The sequence below is a fragment of the Nocardiopsis sediminis genome (assembly GCF_042650565.1).
GTDB lineage: Bacteria > Actinomycetota > Actinomycetes > Streptosporangiales > Streptosporangiaceae > Nocardiopsis_B > Nocardiopsis_B sediminis.
The window spans coordinates 117023-133197 of the sequence record NZ_JBHSBH010000015.1 but is presented as its reverse complement, the minus strand read 5'-3'; the positions used below and the strand labels follow the sequence as shown (position 1 = coordinate 133197).

Here is a 16175-nt window from a genome sequence, read left to right as displayed (position 1 = left end):
CCGCCGCACCCGGACGGCGACGAGCCCGCGCCGCGGGGTGCGCAGCCGCCACGTCGTCCACGCCCGGGCGCCGATGCGCCAGCCGTCGGGGACGTCGAAGCGGTCGGCGGCGGGGTCGGCGGGCTCCAGCCCGAGCTGGTGGTCCAGGGCCGCGGCGGCGATGAGGCCGCCGGACGCGCCGGGCGTATCGGGCGTGTCGGTGCCGGCGGTCAGCTCGGGGCGGACGCGCTCGGTCAGGCCGGTGCTCAGATCGCCCGCCACGACATCGGGGTGGCGCAGCAGGCGGCGCAGGAAGGCGACGTTGGTGGCGAAGCCCAGCAGCGTGTACCCGGCCAGGGCGGTGTCCATCCGCGCCAGCGCGGCGCCGCGGTCGGCGCCCCACGCCACGACCTTGGCGAGCATCGGGTCGTAGGCGGAGGTGACCTCCGTCCCCGTCTCGATCCCGGAGTCGACGCGCACGCCCTCGCCGCCGGGCTCCGCCAGCAGCAGCACCCGGCCGCCGGTGGGCAGGAAGTCCTGGGCGGGGTCCTCGGCGTAGACGCGTGCCTCCACCGCGTGGCCGGACAGCCCGATGTCGGCCTGGGAGAACGGCAGCGCTTCGCCCTGGGCGATGCGCAGCTGGAGTTCGACCAGGTCGATGCCGCGCCGGCCGCCGACGGTGACGACCGCCTCGGTGACGGGGTGCTCGACCTGGAGGCGGGTGTTCATCTCCAGGAAGGCGTACTCCGGCTCGGGCTGCGCGTCCGGAGCCGGAGGGCTCGGGGTGTGCGTCCTCCCGGGGGCGGTCGTCCACAGGGGAGGGGATCCGGGTGGCGGATCGGAGAGCGGATCGGGTTGACTTGAAATAAGGGGTTCCCCCGAGCCCTCACCATTGCCGTGCCCGCCATCGCGCCGGCGCCGCGCCCCCTCGCCCTCCGGCTCGGGCCCCGGTCCCCTGACGATGAACTCCACCGTGCCCGCGCCCACGTACCCGCACGCCTTGGCCGCCGCGACCGCGGCCTCGCCCATGGTGTTCCGCTGCGCCGGCGTGAGCAGGGGCGACGGCGCCTCCTCCACGATCTTCTGGTGTCGCCGCTGGAGGCTGCACTCCCGCTCGCCCAGGTGGACGACGTTGCCGTGGGCGTCGGCGAGCACCTGCACCTCGATGTGCCGGGGCCGTTCCACGAACCGTTCGACCAGCAGGGTGGCGTCGCCGAACGCGGCGGCGGCCTCGCGCCGGGCCGCCGCGGCGGCCGCGGCCAGCTCGCCGGGGGCCCGGACCAGGCGCATGCCCTTCCCGCCGCCGCCCGCTGAGGGCTTGATCAGCAGCGGGTAGCCCACCTGCTCGGCGGCCCGCTCCAGGGCGCCGTCGTCCATCGGCCCGGCGGCGGGGACCGGCCCCGGGGCACCGCCGTCCCCGCCCTCCAGGCCGTCCCCGCCCTCCGGGCCGTCCGCGGCCTCCACACCGTCCGGGGCCTCGGGCCCATCCGCATCCTCACCGGGGCGGCGCTCCGCGAACCCCGGCAGCAAGGGCACCCCGGCCGCGGCGACCGTGGCCTTGGCGCGGATCTTGTCGCCCATGGCGTCGATCGCCTCCGGCGGCGGCCCGACGAACACCAGCCCCGCGTCGGCGCAGGCCCGCGCGAACCCGGCGTTCTCCGAGAGGAACCCGTACCCCGGGTGCACCATGGTGGCACCGGAGGCCTGTGCGGCGGCGATGATCGCCGCCCCGTCGAGGTAGCCGCCGACCCGCACCGCCTGGTCGGCCGCGCGCACGTGCGGCGCGTCGGCGTCGCCGTCGCTGTGGACCGCCACCGAGCGCATCCCCAGCCGGCGCAGGGTCCGCATGATCCGCACGGCGATCTCGCCCCGGTTGGCCACCAGGACGGTGGGGGGTCCGTCGCTCATCGGTCGCACCTCGTCTCCCGCGTATCCCGCCTCAATATCCCTCTCCCTTACATCCGGAAGACGCCGTAGCCGACGGGCTCCAGCGGGGCGTATCGGGCGCTGGCCAGGCCCAGGCCCAGGACGGTGCGGGTATCGGCGGGGTCGATGACGCCGTCGTCCCACAGCCGCGCCGTGGAGTAGTAGGGGTCGCCCTGGGTCTCGTACTGCGCGCGGATGGGCTCCTTGAACTCGGCCTCGGCCTGGTCGGGCCAGTCCTCACCGCGCGCCGCCATCTGGTCGCGGCGCACGGTGGCCAGCACCGACGCCGCCTGCTCGCCGCCCATGACCGAGATCCGCGCGTTGGGCCACATCCACAGGTACCGGGGGGAGTACGCCCGGCCGCACATGCTGTAGTTGCCGGCCCCGAAGGAGCCCCCGATGACCACCGTGAACTTGGGGACCCGCGCGCACGCCACGGCGGTGACCATTTTCGCGCCGTGCTTGGCGATGCCCCCGGCCTCGTAGTCGCGGCCCACCATGAACCCGGAGATGTTCTGGAGGAACACCAGCGGGATCCGTCGCCGGTCGCAGAGCTCGATGAAGTGGGCCCCCTTCATCGCCGACTCGCTGAAGAGGATGCCGTTGTTGGCGAGAATCCCCACCGGGTGGCCGTGCACGTGCGCGAACCCGGTGACCAGGGTGGGGCCGTAGTCGGCCTTGAACTCGGTGAACTCGCTCGCGTCGACGATGCGGGCGATGACCTCGCGGACGTCGTAGGGGGTGCGGGTGTCGGTGGGCACCACCCCGTGGATCTCGGCGGGGTCGAACGCGGGCGGCCGCGGGGTGCGCCGCTCCCAGGCGGGTTCGGGGCGCGGGCCGAAGGTCGCGGTGATGCGGCGCAGGATGGCCAGCGCGTGGGCGTCGTCCTCGGCGAGGTGGTCGGTGACGCCGGAGACGCGGGCGTGCACGTCGCCGCCGCCCAGCTCCTCGGCGGTGACGACCTCGCCGGTGGCGGCCTTCACCAGCGGGGGGCCGCCGAGGAAGATCGTGCCCTGGTCGCGCACGATCACCGCCTCGTCGCTCATCGCGGGGACGTAGGCGCCGCCCGCGGTGCACGAGCCCAGGACGGCCGCGAGCTGGGGGATGCCCAGCTTCGACATGGTGGCCTGGTTGTAGAAGATCCGCCCGAAGTGCTCGCGGTCGGGGAAGACGTCGTCCTGCATGGGCAGGAACGCGCCGCCGGAGTCGGCCAGGTAGATGCACGGCAGGTGGTTGTGCAGCGCCACCTCCTGGGCGCGCAGGTGCTTCTTCACCGTCATGGGGTAGTAGCTGCCGCCCTTGACGGTGGCGTCGTTGGCGACCACCACGACCTCGCGCCCGTTGACCCGGCCCACGCCGGTGATCAGCCCCGCTGCGGGGGCGTCGGACCCGTCGGCGCCGTAGAGGCCGTGGGCGGCCAGGGGCGACAGCTCCAGGAACGGCGAGCCGGGGTCGAGCAGGGCGTCGACCCGGTCGCGGGGGAGCAACTTGCCGCGTTCGACGTGGCGGATCCGCGTCTTCTCGGGGCCGCCGAGCGCAGCGGTGTCGAGGAGCTCGCGCAGCCGGGCGACCAGGGCGCGGTTGGCGGCGGCGTTGGCGGTGAACGCCGGCCCGCCGGTGTCGATCGCCGAGGTCAGCACGGGTGCCCCGCTCATCTGTTCCCCCAGGGGTTAATGACCGCTAACATCGGCGATGTTAGTGACCATTAACCAACGTGTCCAGGGCCATACGGGCGGCCGGCGCCGCGCGGACGGGCCCGCGGCGGGGCAGTGGAGGGGCGGATGGCGAGAGCGATGGCGCGGCGCGCCGATATCCTCCGGGCGGGGGCCGAACTGTTCGCGGCGCGCGGGTTCCACGGCGTCTCGATCGACGAGCTGGGCCGGGCCGTCGGCATCACCGGCCCCGCCATCTACCGGCACTTCCCCGGCAAAGAGGCCCTGCTGGCCGCCATGCTGCTCGACATCAGCGAGCGGCTGGCCGCCGACGGCCGCCGGGCGGTGGCCGACTCCCGCGGCCCCGGCGACGCCCTGCACGCCCTGCTGCGCGGCCACATCGCCTTCGCGCTGCGTGAGCCCGCCCTCATCACCGTGCAGGACCGCGAACTCGGCAACGTCCCCGATACCGAGCGCCGCAGCATCCGCCGGCTCCAGCGCGGCTACGTCGAGGAGTGGGTCGCGGTCCTCGCGCTGCTGCGGCCCGGCCGGCCGCCGGAAGCGCTGAGGGCCGCCGTCCACGCGACGTTCGGGCTGCTCAACTCCACGCCGCACAGCGCGGGCGGTCTCTCGCCGGACGACATGGCCGCCCTCCTGCTGGCCATGGGCCGCGCCGCGCTGCTCGCCGGCGGCTGAGCGCCGACGCGCGCCCCGCCCTCACGTCCCGCCACCCCGCCCGATCCGCCCGCTCCCGCGCGCCCGCGCCCGGGGCCGGTGGCCTCCGCGACGTTTGACGGCGGGGGCCGCGGGCAGCCGCACCCGGAGGCCCGTTCCGCCCCGGCGATCGCGGCGCGCGCACGCGCGGCGTGAACGCCGGCCGTCCGTGGGGGAGTGGTTCGAGGATGTCACGGCCGCGCATCGTGGTGATCGGCGCCGGATTCGCCGGGCTCTACGCCCTGCGCCGGCTGGAACGGCGGATCCCGAGAGGGGTGGCCGAGCTCGTCCTCGTCGCACCCAACGACTACATGCTCTACGCCCCCCTCCTGCCCCAGGTGGCGTCCGGCCTGCTCACACCGCAGTCGCTGGCCGTCTCCCTGCACCGGCTGCTGCACCGCACCCGCATGGTGCCCGGGTCGGCCATCGGGGTCGACACCGATGCCCGGGCCGTGATCGTCAAGAAGATCTCCGAGGAGATCACCTACGAGCCCTACGACCGGCTCATCCTCGCCCCCGGCAGCCTCACCCGGGTCTTCGACATCCCCGGGCTCACCGAGCACGGCTTCGGCAACAAGAACCTCGCCGAGGCGGTCGTGCTGCGCGACCACGTGCTGGCCCAGCTCGAACTGGCCAACGCCACCCAAGACCCGGTCGAGCGGGAGGAGCGCTGCCGCTTCCTCGTCGTGGGCGGCGGCTACACCGGCGTCGAGACCGCGGCGTCCCTGCGCCGGCTGACCGAGGAGGCGGCGCGCCGCTACCCCGACCTGCGGCCGGACATCAGCTGGCACCTGGTCGACATCGCCCCGCGGCTGCTGCCCGAACTGGGCCCGCGGCTGGGCGAGGAGTCCCTGGACCTGCTGCGGTCCATGGGCATCGAGGTGAAGCTGGAGGTCACCGTCCGCGAGATCACCGAGAACAAGGTGACGCTGACCGACGGCCGGGTCCTGCCCTGCCGCACCGTGATCTGGACCGCGGGCACCTCCCCGAGCCCGCTGATGGACTCGCTGGGCGCCGCGACCGACCGGGGCCGGCTCGTGGTCGACTCCGACCTCACCGTCCCCGGGCACCGCGAGATCTTCGCGATCGGGGACGCCGCCGCGGTCCCCGACCTGTCCAAGGACACCGAGGGCGCGACCTGCCCGCCCACCGCGCAGTACGCCGAGCGCCAGGGCCGGGTCGCCGCCGACAACGTGATCGCCTCGCTGCTGCACCGCCCGATGCGCAGCTTCCTCCACCGCGACATGGGGCTGGTGGTGGACCTGGGCGGACGCGATGCGGTGGCCCGGATCCCCGGGTACGACCTGGCGGGGCCGCCGGCGTTCGTCGTGACCCGCGCCTACCACCTGTTCACGCTGCCGTCGGCCCCGGCCCGGGCGCGCGTGGCCGCCAACTGGCTCATCCGCGCCCTGACCGGCGGCGAGGTGGCGCGCCTGGGGTTCGCCCACGGCAAGCCGTCCACCTTCGTCGACATCGAGGCAGCCCACTACCTCGGCCCCCAGGCGGTGCGCCAGGAGAGCGCCCGCCTGCTGGAGAACGCGGGGGTGTAGGGGCGGGGAGGGGACGGGCGGATGCGGGTCAGCCCGCGATCGCGTAGCCCGCCTCGTCGACGGCCGCGGCGAGGCTGTCGGGGCTGAGAGGCTCGGTGCCGTCGATGGTGACCCGCCCGCTCTCCAGTTCGACGTCGACCGCGGTGACACCGGGCAGCGCCGACAGCTCCTCCTTCACCGCGCTCACGCAGTGGCCGCAGGTCATGCCGGTGACGGTGATGGTCGTGGACATGGATGGCTTCCGTTCTCAGATGGGGGTCCGCTCAGGAGCGCACCAGCCGGGCGATCGCCTCGGAGGCCTCGCGGACCTTCTCGTCGGCCTCCTCGCCGCCGTGGGCGACCGCGTGGCCGACGCAGTGCTTGAGGTGCTCGTCGAGCATCGACAGCGCGAACGATCGCAGCGCCTTGTTCACCGCCGCGGTCTGGGTCAGGATGTCGATGCAGTAGGCGTCGTCCTCGACCATCCGCTGCAACCCGCGCACCTGGCCCTCGATCCGGCGCAACCGGTTGAGGTGGCTCTGCTTGTTGTCGTGGTAGCCGTAGGTCGCCATGCCGGTGCTCTCCTGCTGTGCCTGGTCTTCCGCCATCAATATACCCCCTTGAGGTATGTCAGCGCCCGTGGCCCGCGCGGCATTCCCGCGGCCGCCCGGGACACGCCGCGCGACGCGCCGTTGTCCACCTCTCTGAGTATGAAGGTGCGCCGCCCCTTTCCGGCCGGTTCGTCACGCGGCCGGGGCCGCCGCCCTCTGCAACACGGACGGGGCGGCGGCCCCGTTCGCTCATCCGCGGCGCGGATGCAGGCCCATCCCGCTCAGCTCCAGGTCGGCCAGGCCCCGCACGGTCTCGGGGTCGTCGGCCTGCCAGGCGGCGACGGGATCGGCGTGCAGGGCCGTCAGCCGCCCGGCCGGGGCCGTGGCCAGCGCCCGCAGGGCCAGCAGCCGCGCCCCCGCGCTCGCCGGCATCGCCCGCAGCCGCACGGCGTCGGTCGCGCGCCGGACGAACGCGGCCCGCGCCGGGAGCCAGACCGCCAGCACCACCACGACCGGCAGGACAGCCGTGAGCAGGGACAATGTGAAGGCCAGCTCCATGATGCCCGCCCCGAACGTATCGCCGGCCTCGCTCAGCGAATCGCCGGCGCCGCCCACGCTGTCCAACGGCACCGCCAGCGCATCACCCGCGAACGGGATCTCGCGCGCCTGCTCGGCGGCGTCGGCCATGTTCGACGACAGCCCCGCACCGGCGTCGCTCATCAGCTCGCCCGGCCGGGCCAGCGCCCCGATGAGGTCGTACAGCGCGACTCCCGCCCACACCCACCCGGCGGTCCACACCACGGCGGACACATCGGCGGCGATCTGGGACGCGAAGCGCAGGGGGCGGTCGGCGTAGAACTTCATCTCGGGGACTCCTGGGCCGGGGATCGGGGGGTGGCCGGGGAGTGCATCCCCGGCGCCGCAGGGATTCCCCGCAGGGCGCACGGCCAACCCGGATCCGGCGAGGCCCCTGCCGCGGCCCCGGGAGAGCGGAGCGAAGGGGCGGGCGCGATCGGGCCGGACACAGCCGCCGACCTGCGGCGACCGGCGGCGCCGCGATGCTTGCCATCGCGCCCGCGGCCGCGGAGCATGGATCGCATGACCCAGGACAGCGACATCCTCGAACGCATCACCGCACTCGTGACCGAGGAGCGCGCCCTCCGTGAGCAGCCCGAGCACCGGCTGACCCCGGAGGAGCTGGAGCGCGTGCGGGCGGTCGAACGCTCCCTCGACCAGTGCTGGGACCTGCTGCGCCAGCGCCGCGCCCGCGACGAGTACGGCCAGGACCCTGACGACGCCGAGGTCCGCTCCACCTCCCAGGTGGAGGGCTACCGCCAGTAGCCGGGGAGGGCGCCCGGCGCCCGTACGACGCCCTTCTTCATCGCGTCCCGAAAGGCCCGTCCCCGAGGGGATCCGAGCCTGAGCGCGCGCAGGCGCGCCATCCGTCGCGTTTCCGATTTCCGGCGAGATCGGCGGAACCGAACGCGGTCCGCTGTCGTCTCACTACGAGCCGGACCCGCAGTGGGCCCGGGGACAGCCGGATACGGACGGGCGGTAGCGCGCATGCTGGAGATACTCACCGGGACGGGACTCGCTTCGGCCGCCGGCCTGAACGCCTACGTCCCGCTGCTGGTGGTGGGTCTCATCGCCCGCTACACCGACCTCCTGCCGCTGGGCGCGGGGTGGCAGTGGCTGGAGAACCCGTTCGTGCTGATCCTCCTCGGCGTGCTGCTGGTGCTGGAGTTCGCGGCCGACAAGATCCCCGGTGTCGACAGCGTCAACGACGTGGTGCAGACGATCATCCGCCCCACCTCGGGCGGCATCACCTTCGGCGCGGGGGCGTCGGCGCTGAGCGGGGCCGACCTCGCCACCGCCGCGGACGGCGGCTCCTGGTGGCCGGTCGTCTCCGGGGTGGTGATCGCCCTGGTGTTCCACGGCCTGAAGGCGGTGGCCCGGCCGGTCCTCAACGCCGTGACGTTCGGCGCGGGCGGGCCGATCGTCAGCACGGTCGAGGACGTCGTCAGCTTCTTCACCTCGATCCTCGCCGTTCTGGTGCCGATCCTGATCCTGGTCGTCCTGCCGCTGCTGCTCCTGGTCGCAGCGTGGGCGTGGCGCCGCCGCCGCAGGCGGCGCGCGGAGCGCCGCGCGGCCGCCGAAACCGACTCCGGCTACCCCGGCTACTACTAGAGGGCCGGCGTGCCGAAACACGGCGGCCGCGCACCCGACCGGAGTACGTTGGGCCCATGCCCACCGACCGGCCGCCGCTGCGCATCGGCACCCGCGCCTCGCCGCTCGCCCTGGCCCAGGCCCGGCAGCTGCGCGACCTCCTCGCCGCTGCCGACCCCGCCCGCCCGGCCGAGATCGTCCCCATGACGACCACGGGTGATACCCGGAAGGGCTCCCTCGCCGCCCTGGGCGGCAAGGGCGCGTTCGTCAAGGAACTCGACCGCGCCCTGGCGGCCGGCGACGTCGACGTGTGCCTGCACTGCATGAAAGACGTGCCCGGCGACGTCCCCCGGCCGCAGGGCTTCATCTGGGCGGCCTACCTGCGCCGCGACGACCCCCACGACTGCCTCCTGCTCCCGGCCGGCGCCCCTCGCCGGGGGCTGGCGGACCTGCCGCCGGGCACCCGGGTGGGCACCTCGTCGGTGCGCCGGCGCGCTCAGCTGCGCCGCCGCCACCCCGGCCTGGAGACGGGGGAGTTCCGCGGCAACATCAACAGCCGGATCGCGCGGCTGGACGCGGGGGAGTACGACGCCGCCGTCCTGGCCCACGCCGGCCTGCGCCGCGCGGGCCTGGAGCACCGGGCCGTCGAGGTCATCGCCTCCGACGTGCTCTGCCCCGCGGTCGGGTCGGCCGTGCTGGGCGCGGAGTGCCGGCGGGACGACACCGTGACCACCGAGGCGCTGCGGGCCCTGGACCACCCCGAGACCCGCACCCACATCACCGCCGAGCGCGCCATGCTGCACGCCCTCCAGGGCCACTGCAACTCACCCATCGCCGGCCACGCGACCACGGCCCCCGACGGCCGCGTCACCCTAATCGGCATGGTCTTCGCCCCGGACGGCTCCTCCTGGGCCCACGCCCGGGAGACCGCCGACCGCGACCGCCCCGCGGACCTCGGCGCATCCGTCGCCGACGCCCTCCTCACCCAGGGTGCGCGCACCCTGATCGAGGCCGTCGGCCCCTGACACCGGGCCGCCGGTGCCAGGGGGCGCGGCGCCGTCGAAGCGCCGCATGGATGGACGGGACCAGTGGCGGTCCTGCCGCCACCGGCGCCCCGGCTCACGACAGCGCCGAGCGCCCCAAGGAGACCGGGAGGTCAACCGTCGTCCGCCCGGTGTCGACCGTGATCTCGGTGCCCTCCGGGTAGCGCTGGGTGTAGTCGTGGTCGGTGGAGATGAGGACGATGCCGATCCGGTGGCCGGCTTTGAACACGTAGTCCTGGGCCTGGAGCTCCCAGGAGTACCGGTACATGCGGTCGGCCACCACCGGGGTCTGCCAGGACTCCGAGCGGCGGTTGCGGGCGTCGATCCAGCCCCGGGTGACGATCTTGAAGTCGGCGGTCTCGGTCACGTGGTGGCTGGGGAAGGCGCAGCCGGTGTCCTCCGGGACGCCCTCGCCGTAGCAGATCTCGTTGTCGCGGTCGTACTCCACGGCGCCCGTCGCGCGGGTGTCGGTGCCGTAGTCCACCAGCAGCGCGCTCAGGTAGGGGGACGGCCCGTCCATGGCGGCCCGCACCGAGACCCGCACGGTGCCGTTGACCCGCACGTCGGCGGGGAGGACCGCGGTCCTGTGCACCAGCGCGTTGCGTCCGGCGAGCTCTGGGTCGGTGGCGAGCTCCTCGGCGGGCACCGTGCGCCCGGCGTCGGTGAACGATGCCCGGCCGCCGCCGCTGTCCCCGGCATCGGCCGCGAGGACGCCGACGGCCTCTGGCGGGCTCTCCCCGTTCGGCGGGCCGGGGCGCAGCCGGACGGTGCCGGTGCCCTGGGCCGGCCAGGTGTCCTGCCGGGACCAGGTGAAGTCGGCGTTCTCGACGTGGACCGCGGGTTCCTCCATCACGCCGTTGTCCAGGTCGTAGAGCCAGTAGTCGAACCAGGAGTGCATCTGGCGCAGCCACTCGTCCATGCGCAGGTTGAACGGGTTGGTGTGGCCGCCCTGGTGGAGCCAGAGGCGGCGCGGCACGTCCCGCTCCTCCAGGGCCTCCCACAGCCGGGTGCCCTGGTCGGTCTTGACGTTCCAGTCGTTGAGCCCGTGGGCGATGAACACGCTCGCCGTGATGTCGTCGGCGCTGTCGCGGTAGTTGCGGTCGCTCCAGAAGCGGGTGTAGTCGCCGGACCCGCGGTCCTGGTCCTCGGCCAGGCCGTCGACCACCGGGCCGCACACCTCCTGGTCGGCGCGGGTGTAGACCGCCTCCGCCAGGACGTCGGCGTCCTCGCCCTGGTACCCGCCGGGTGCGATCACCCCGCCGTTGTCGCGGTAGTACTCGTACCACGACGAGATCGCCCCCTGCGGGACGATGGTGCGCAGCCCCTCGACGCCGGTCGTCGCGGCGGCGACGGGCAGCGTGCCGTTGTAGGAGATCCCGGTCATGGCGACGTTCCCGGTCGACCAGTCCCCGGCCGTGACCTCCTCGCCGTCGGGGTCCCAGCCGACCGTGCGGCCGTTGAGCCAGTCGACCGCCGCCTTCACGCCCAGCGTCTCGTTCTCGCCGCCGGTGGTGGGGCAGCCCGTGGAGTCGCCGCTGCCCACACTGTCGAGCTGGGCGACCGCGTAGCCGCGCGGGAGGAAGTAGTTGTCGTAGTAGCCCGACATCGTGCCCTCGGGGGCCGGGCCGGCCGCCTGTGCGAGCAGCGGGTCGTCCTCCGTCCCCGCGAGCGCGCCCGCCTGCGCGGGCCCGCCGCGCGGAACGGTCCCGGCGCCGTCGTCGTCGAGGTCCACCTCGTGCATGGGGACGTCCTTGATCCCCGCCCAGTACGGGCTGGGCTCCAGGATCGTGGCGACCTTCAGGCCGGACTCCGTCTCACGCGGCCGCATCAGGCGCAGCCGGACCGTGTCGGGCTCGCCGTCGCCGTCGCTGTCGGCCTCCGTCCGGATGTCGACCTCCTGGTAGACGGCGTCGGCGTAGTCGAACGCGACCTGGGTGGCGCCGTCCTCGATCAGCAGTGACGGGGTGTCGGCGGCGGCCGGCGGGGCGAGGACCGCCGCGGCCACCGCGGCCGCGACGGCCGCCGACAGGGCGGAGCGGGCCGCACGGGCCACGCGGGGGAGGGGGATTCGCATGTGCGCTGTTCCTCAGGGGGAGTGGGGAAGCAGGGGCGGTGCCATCCCATCCGATCCCGGCCGCCGCCCGGAAGCTCTCCGGTCGCCATAACCCCAAAATGTTATGCCCGGGGCCCTCGGACGGGGGCGCTCCCGCTGCTCGCGCATGTCGCCGTCTAGAGTGCGCAGAGTGGTAGACAACGTGTTCGCCGACATGACCGGTATCAAGCACATCGTCTGGGATTGGAACGGCACCCTCCTCGACGACAATCACGCCGTCCTCGGCGCCGTCAACGAAGTGTGCGGTCTGTTCGGCCGCGAGCCCATCGACCTGGAGCACTGGCGCTCGACCTTCCGGCGCCCGATCGTGCCCTTCTACGAGGAGCTGCTCGGGCGGACCTTCGCCGATGGCGAGTGGGAGCAGGTCAACGCGGCCTACGAGCGGTACTACTCCGCGGCGCTGCCGCAGTGCTCGCTGGCCGACGGCGTCCCCGGCCTGCTGCACGACTGGGCCGCGACGGGCCGCACCCAGTCGCTGCTGTCCATGGCCTCCCACGAGCACCTGGTGCCGCTGATCGCCGAACGCGGCCTGTCCGAGCACTTCACGCGGGTCGACGGCCGGCGCTTCGACACCGCGAAGGACTCCAAGGCCGAGCACCTGATCGCCCACCTCGCCGGCCTGGGCGCCGACCCGGAGACCGTGGTGCTCATCGGCGACATCGACGACGACGGCCACGCCGCACGCGAGGCCGGTGCGCGGGCGATCCTGGTCGCGAGCGGGATCATGAGCCGCGAACGGCTGGAGGCCACCGGCCACCCCGTGGCCGACACCCCCGCCGAGGCGGTGCGGGTACTGCGCGGCCGCTGACCCGCCCGGGAGCGGGGTCACGGACACGGCGAAGGGCGGCACCCCAGGGGGTGCCGCCCTTCGGCGACCGCCGCACACGGGCGGCGAGCGAACGCTAGCCCAGCTGGACCTTGCGCGCGTCCTCGAAGCGGCTCTGCACGTCGGCCCAGTTCACCACGTTCCAGAACGCCTTGACGTAGTCGGCCTTGACGTTCTGGTACTGGAGGTAGAAGGCGTGCTCCCACATGTCGAGCAGGAGCAGCGGGTAGGAGCCCGCGGCCAGGTTGCCCTGGTGGTCGTAGAGCTGCTCGACGATCAGCCGCTGGCCGAGGATGTCCCAGGCCAGGATCGCCCAGCCGGAGCCCTGGATGCCGGTGGCCGCGGCGCTGAAGTGCGCGCGGAAGGCGTCGAACGAACCGAACTGGTCGTCGATGGCCGCGCCCAGCTCGCCGTCGGGCTTGTCGCCGCCGTCCGGCGAGAGGTTCGGCCAGAACACGGTGTGGTTGACGTGGCCGGCCAGGTTGAAGGCCAGGTTCTTCTGGAGCTGGTTGACCGTGCCGAACTCGCCGCTCTCACGGCTGGCGGCCAACTGGTCCAGGACCGTGTTCGCGCCCGCGACGTACGCGGCGTGGTGCTTGTCGTGGTGCAGCTCCATGATCTTGCCGGAGATCCACGGCTCCAGGGCCGCGTAGTCGTACGGCAGTTCGGGGAGCGAATAAGGCGCAGACATGTCCTACGCACCTTCCTCTGACGGTCTCGTCGCGATGATTGCGCGATCTTGGTCGCTGGTAAAAAGCTATCAGTCACAGGGCCGCCCGCCCGGTGTCGCCCTTGCGACAGCGCCGCCCGGGAATAACCGCTCACCGGTGCTTCCGGCGACCGGTCCGGGGTCCTCCGCGCCGGCCGGTTCCACCGTCACCGTCCGGACCCTTCCCCTCTACCCCGGAGCCCGCAGGAGTACCGGGCCGCGTGTCACCTCGGTGTCACGCCGACCGCTCGAACCCGCTGCCGTTCCAGGTCGTGCGGGCGCAGGCCACACCCCAGGCGCCCTTGCGCTTGAGGATGTCGTAGATGTGCATCCGGTCGATGCGGGGCGACACCCCGTACCCCGACGGCCAGGTGATCGCCCAGTCCATGTCGAGGTCCACCAGCAGCTCCAGCAGCCGCGCGATCGTGGGGTCGTCCAGCCGCTCGAACGCCTCGTCCAGCAGCACCATCCGCAGCGGGCCCTCCGCGCCCGTCTCCAGCGCGTCGTAGAACGCCGCGCTGGCGGCGAACAGGGTCACATACGACACCAGCCGGGTCTCCCCGGACGACAGCTGGCGCACCCGGCGGTCGCGCGGGCGGCCGTCGGGCCCGGTGTCGTGGATGCGCACCCGGTAGGCGTACCACTGCCGGTAGTCCAGCGCGCCGGCCAGCACCTCGGCGTAGCCGCTGCTGCGTCCCTCGGCCCGGGTCGAGCGGATCCGGTCCATCAGCGCCCGGCGCAGCCGGTCGTTCTCCTCGGCGGTGCGCCGCGCCACCGGCTTCTTGGCCAGTGCGAACGCCGACCGCTCCGCCGGGTCCAGGTGCGGCGCGGGCTCCCATGCAAGGTCCACGCGCACCCCCTGGCTGGAGTGCGCGCCCTCCAGCACCGTGTTCATCCGCTGCGTCAGCGCCTCGGCCGCGCCGATCTGGCGGTGCAGCTCCTCGGCGATGTCGCCCAGCAGGTAGTCCTCGAAGACGCGCTCCTCGCGGTCGGTCAGGTTCTGCTCGGCCTGCGCCAGCCGCGCCGTGGTGACGCGCGCGGTCGATGCCACCGGCGCGGCGCCCGACTCCTCTCCGACCGTCACGGTGAGGATGCCGCGGTCGCGGTCGGCCTGCACGTCGTGGGTCCCGGCGAGCGCGGCCTGGAGGGTCTGGATCCGGGCGATCAGGTCGCGCTCCAGCGCACCCGGGTCGCCCGCCGGCCCGTTCTCGGCCAGCGACGCCGCCAGCGCCGACCGCAGGTCGGCGCGGTCGAACGGCGCCTCGACCTCTCCCGTCGCCGCCTCCCACACCCCGGCGACCCCGGCGGAGTCGGTGAGCGCGTCCTCGGCGTCGGCCACCTTCCCCTGCGCCTCGGCCACGTCGCGCTCGACGGCGGCCAGGCGGCCCTCGGCGTCGGCCAGGGCCTTGATGCGCGCCTCCACCTCCGACTGCGTCTTCGGGGCGCTGCCGCGCAGCCGCCGCCGCTCCTCGTCCAGCGCCAGCACCTCGGCGCTCACCTGCTCTGCGTCGCGGCCCAGGCTCGACCGCAGCGTCGCGAGCATCGCGTGCGCCTCGGCGTAGGAGCGGTGCGTCTCCGCGGCGTCGGCCTCGGCCTTCTCACGGTCGGCCGCGGTGCGCTCGTGGTCGAGGCGGGCGGCCTCGACGGCGCGCAGCGCCTCGTGGTGGTCGCGGCGCAGCAGCCCGGCCACCCCCTCCAGCGACTCGCGGGCGCGCCGCGCCTGGTCGCACAGCTCCCGCAGCTCCGCGACACCGGCGCCCACGCCCAGCTCGCCGCAGGCGCGGCGGTGCGCGTTGCGCTCGGCGCCCAGCGCCGCCCGCAGGCGGGCGTGGCCCGCCTCGGCCTGCTCGGCGTCGGCGGCGGCGCGCCGGGCCTGGGACCGGCGCGACTGCGTCTCGATATGGGCGCGCAGCACCTCGCCGATGTCGGGGAAGGAGTCCAGGCACAGGCCCCATGCCCGCTCCAGGGTCTGGGCGGCGTCCAGGTCGGCGCGCAGGGCGGCCACCCGGTCCTCCAGGGCGGACAGCTCCGCCTCGGCTTCGGCCACGCGCCGCCGCCGCGCCTCGCCCCGTGCGCCCGCGCCGATGTGCTCGGCCTGCTCCTTGGCGTGCCGGCCCAGGAGCACGCCGCTGCGCCACCGGCCGTCGGCGGCCACCCCCTCGGCGTCGGCCGCGTCCTCGGCCAGCAGCGGGACCGACCGCAGCAGGCGCAGCACGGCGTCCTCGGCGACCGGGGTGTCGGTGTCGGCGGCGGGTCGCAGGACATCGGCCAGCGAGGGGCCCTCGACGGGTGCGCCGGGCCGCGCCCACGTGTCCTGCCGCGTCGCAGCCGCCTCCGCGGGCTCCCCGGCGGGCAGCCAGGCGTTGAGCAGCCCGCACGCGTGCAGGGCCGCCTCCAGGCCGGCCCGCTCCGCCTCCGCGAGGCCGGGCCGGAAGTCCACCAGCCGGTAGAACGGGGCGCCGTCGGCCGGGTCGCGTTCGGCGCGGGTCAGTTCAGGGGCGGGCAGGCCCACCTCGACGGCCGCTCGCAGCCGGTCCAGCTCCGCCCGGACCCGCGTGTGCTCGGCGGCGGCCTCCTCCACCCGGCGCTCGGCGGTCACGGCCGCGTGCTGGACCTCGCGCACCCGCGGTTGCAGGGCGGCGCGGACCTCGCGGTGGGCGTCGCGGAACGCCTCAGGGTCGGCGGCGACGTCGGCCGCATCCGGCGCGGGCGGCAGCTCCCCGGCTCCGGGCCGGTCACCCGAGGGCAGCGCCTCGTCCCGCCAGCGCGCCACGGCCTCGGCCCACTGCCCGGCCAGGCCGCGCAGCCGCTCCCCGCTCTCGTGCGCCCGCCGGCCCGCCTCGGCGGCGGTCTCGGCCGCCCGGGCGGCGTCCTCGGCCAGCCGTTCCACCCGGCCCTCGTCCTCGCGCAGCCGCTCGGCCTCGGCGCGCAGCCCGCTGAGCACCGGGGCGCGCTCGGCGGGGGGCC

The 16175-nt window shown here is 74.5% G+C and carries 13 protein-coding genes and 2 pseudogenes (1 of these 15 cut by a window edge); 6 read left to right on the top strand and 9 right to left on the bottom strand.

The annotated features are described in order from the left end of the window. The 3 genes and pseudogenes from ACFOVU_RS23190 to ACFOVU_RS23185 form a co-directional block, all read right to left on the bottom strand. Nucleotides 1-1341 (bottom strand): annotated as a pseudogene (locus ACFOVU_RS23190) (ATP-binding protein) (its annotated part extends 600 nt beyond the left edge of the window); the annotation flags it as partial. Nucleotides 1342-1485: 144 nt separating this feature from the next. After that, nucleotides 1486-1887 (bottom strand): annotated as a pseudogene (locus tag ACFOVU_RS29400) (biotin carboxylase N-terminal domain-containing protein); the annotation flags it as partial. Between the two features lie 47 nt (nucleotides 1888-1934). Further along, nucleotides 1935-3560 carry a carboxyl transferase domain-containing protein gene (locus tag ACFOVU_RS23185; protein ID WP_378536963.1) on the bottom strand — a complete coding sequence of 542 codons (1626 nt, stop codon included), beginning with the start codon at nucleotides 3558-3560 and terminating at the stop codon, nucleotides 1935-1937. A gap of 126 nt (nucleotides 3561-3686) precedes the next feature. Here ACFOVU_RS23185 and ACFOVU_RS23180 point away from each other — a divergent pair, with 126 nt between their 5' ends. Together ACFOVU_RS23180 and ACFOVU_RS23175 are read left to right on the top strand one after the other, a co-directional pair. Then, nucleotides 3687-4253, top strand: a complete 567-nt coding sequence (locus tag ACFOVU_RS23180) for an SACE_7040 family transcriptional regulator (protein WP_378536961.1) — start codon at nucleotides 3687-3689, stop codon at nucleotides 4251-4253. Between the two features lie 206 nt (nucleotides 4254-4459). After that, on the top strand, nucleotides 4460-5821 hold the full coding sequence (locus ACFOVU_RS23175) for an NAD(P)/FAD-dependent oxidoreductase (RefSeq protein WP_378536960.1): 1362 nt from the start codon (nucleotides 4460-4462) through the stop codon (nucleotides 5819-5821). Nucleotides 5822-5849: 28 nt separating this feature from the next. On the opposite strand, the gene ACFOVU_RS23170 is transcribed toward ACFOVU_RS23175, so the two are convergent. From ACFOVU_RS23170 to ACFOVU_RS23160, 3 genes are all read right to left on the bottom strand, one after another. Next, nucleotides 5850-6053, bottom strand: coding sequence for a heavy-metal-associated domain-containing protein (locus ACFOVU_RS23170; protein WP_378536958.1), 204 nt, complete (start codon nucleotides 6051-6053; stop codon nucleotides 5850-5852). Between the two features lie 31 nt (nucleotides 6054-6084). Beyond that, nucleotides 6085-6372, bottom strand: a complete 288-nt coding sequence (locus ACFOVU_RS23165) for a metal-sensitive transcriptional regulator (RefSeq protein WP_179770443.1) — start codon at nucleotides 6370-6372, stop codon at nucleotides 6085-6087. Between the two features lie 228 nt (nucleotides 6373-6600). Then, nucleotides 6601-7215, bottom strand: coding sequence for a hypothetical protein (locus tag ACFOVU_RS23160; RefSeq protein WP_378536957.1), 615 nt, complete (start codon nucleotides 7213-7215; stop codon nucleotides 6601-6603). Nucleotides 7216-7449: 234 nt separating this feature from the next. On the opposite strand from ACFOVU_RS23160, the gene ACFOVU_RS23155 reads away from it, so the two are divergent. The 3 genes from ACFOVU_RS23155 to hemC all read left to right on the top strand — a co-directional run bounded on the left by ACFOVU_RS23155 (nucleotide 7450) and on the right by hemC (nucleotide 9542). Continuing rightward, entirely contained in the window at nucleotides 7450-7692 is a 243-nt protein-coding gene (locus ACFOVU_RS23155) for a DUF2630 family protein (protein ID WP_378536955.1), read from the top strand. Nucleotides 7693-7914: 222 nt separating this feature from the next. Further along, entirely contained in the window at nucleotides 7915-8538 is a 624-nt protein-coding gene (locus ACFOVU_RS23150) for a DUF4126 domain-containing protein (RefSeq protein ID WP_378536954.1), read from the top strand. A gap of 56 nt (nucleotides 8539-8594) precedes the next feature. Continuing rightward, entirely contained in the window at nucleotides 8595-9542 is a 948-nt protein-coding gene (hemC, locus tag ACFOVU_RS23145) for a hydroxymethylbilane synthase (protein WP_378536952.1), read from the top strand. 94 nt (nucleotides 9543-9636) lie between these two features. Here hemC and ACFOVU_RS23140 read toward each other — a convergent pair whose 3' ends face one another. Further along, the gene (locus ACFOVU_RS23140; RefSeq protein WP_378536951.1) at nucleotides 9637-11634 is read right to left on the bottom strand and encodes a Xaa-Pro dipeptidyl-peptidase; all 1998 of its coding nucleotides are present in this window, start codon (nucleotides 11632-11634) and stop codon (nucleotides 9637-9639) included. A gap of 193 nt (nucleotides 11635-11827) precedes the next feature. Here ACFOVU_RS23140 and ACFOVU_RS23135 point away from each other — a divergent pair, with 193 nt between their 5' ends. Beyond that, nucleotides 11828-12481: an HAD family hydrolase gene (locus ACFOVU_RS23135; RefSeq protein WP_378538190.1), complete on the top strand. Its 654-nt coding sequence runs from the start codon at nucleotides 11828-11830 to the stop codon at nucleotides 12479-12481. 94 nt (nucleotides 12482-12575) lie between these two features. On the opposite strand, the gene ACFOVU_RS23130 is transcribed toward ACFOVU_RS23135, so the two are convergent. Then, the gene (locus ACFOVU_RS23130; RefSeq protein WP_378536949.1) at nucleotides 12576-13190 is read right to left on the bottom strand and encodes a superoxide dismutase; all 615 of its coding nucleotides are present in this window, start codon (nucleotides 13188-13190) and stop codon (nucleotides 12576-12578) included. Between the two features lie 253 nt (nucleotides 13191-13443). Then, nucleotides 13444-16175 (bottom strand): SbcC/MukB-like Walker B domain-containing protein (locus ACFOVU_RS23125; RefSeq protein WP_378536948.1); only part of this gene is annotated, 2732 nt, incomplete at its 5' end.

Bases quoted from the DNA above. Each gene is read 5' to 3' on its own strand.
- ACFOVU_RS23185 (WP_378536963.1), bottom strand. From the start codon at position 3,560: ATGAGCGGGGCACCCGTGCTGACCTCGGCGATCGACACCGGCGGGCCG.
- ACFOVU_RS23180 (WP_378536961.1), top strand. From the start codon at position 3,687: ATGGCGAGAGCGATGGCGCGGCGCGCCGATATCCTCCGGGCGGGGGCC.
- ACFOVU_RS23175 (WP_378536960.1), top strand. From the start codon at position 4,460: ATGTCACGGCCGCGCATCGTGGTGATCGGCGCCGGATTCGCCGGGCTC.
- ACFOVU_RS23170 (WP_378536958.1), bottom strand. From the start codon at position 6,053: ATGTCCACGACCATCACCGTCACCGGCATGACCTGCGGCCACTGCGTG.
- ACFOVU_RS23165 (WP_179770443.1), bottom strand. From the start codon at position 6,372: ATGGCGACCTACGGCTACCACGACAACAAGCAGAGCCACCTCAACCGG.
- ACFOVU_RS23160 (WP_378536957.1), bottom strand. From the start codon at position 7,215: ATGAAGTTCTACGCCGACCGCCCCCTGCGCTTCGCGTCCCAGATCGCC.
- ACFOVU_RS23155 (WP_378536955.1), top strand. From the start codon at position 7,450: ATGACCCAGGACAGCGACATCCTCGAACGCATCACCGCACTCGTGACC.
- ACFOVU_RS23150 (WP_378536954.1), top strand. From the start codon at position 7,915: ATGCTGGAGATACTCACCGGGACGGGACTCGCTTCGGCCGCCGGCCTG.
- hemC (WP_378536952.1), top strand. From the start codon at position 8,595: ATGCCCACCGACCGGCCGCCGCTGCGCATCGGCACCCGCGCCTCGCCG.
- ACFOVU_RS23140 (WP_378536951.1), bottom strand. From the start codon at position 11,634: ATGCGAATCCCCCTCCCCCGCGTGGCCCGTGCGGCCCGCTCCGCCCTG.
- ACFOVU_RS23135 (WP_378538190.1), top strand. From the start codon at position 11,828: ATGACCGGTATCAAGCACATCGTCTGGGATTGGAACGGCACCCTCCTC.
- ACFOVU_RS23130 (WP_378536949.1), bottom strand. From the start codon at position 13,190: ATGTCTGCGCCTTATTCGCTCCCCGAACTGCCGTACGACTACGCGGCC.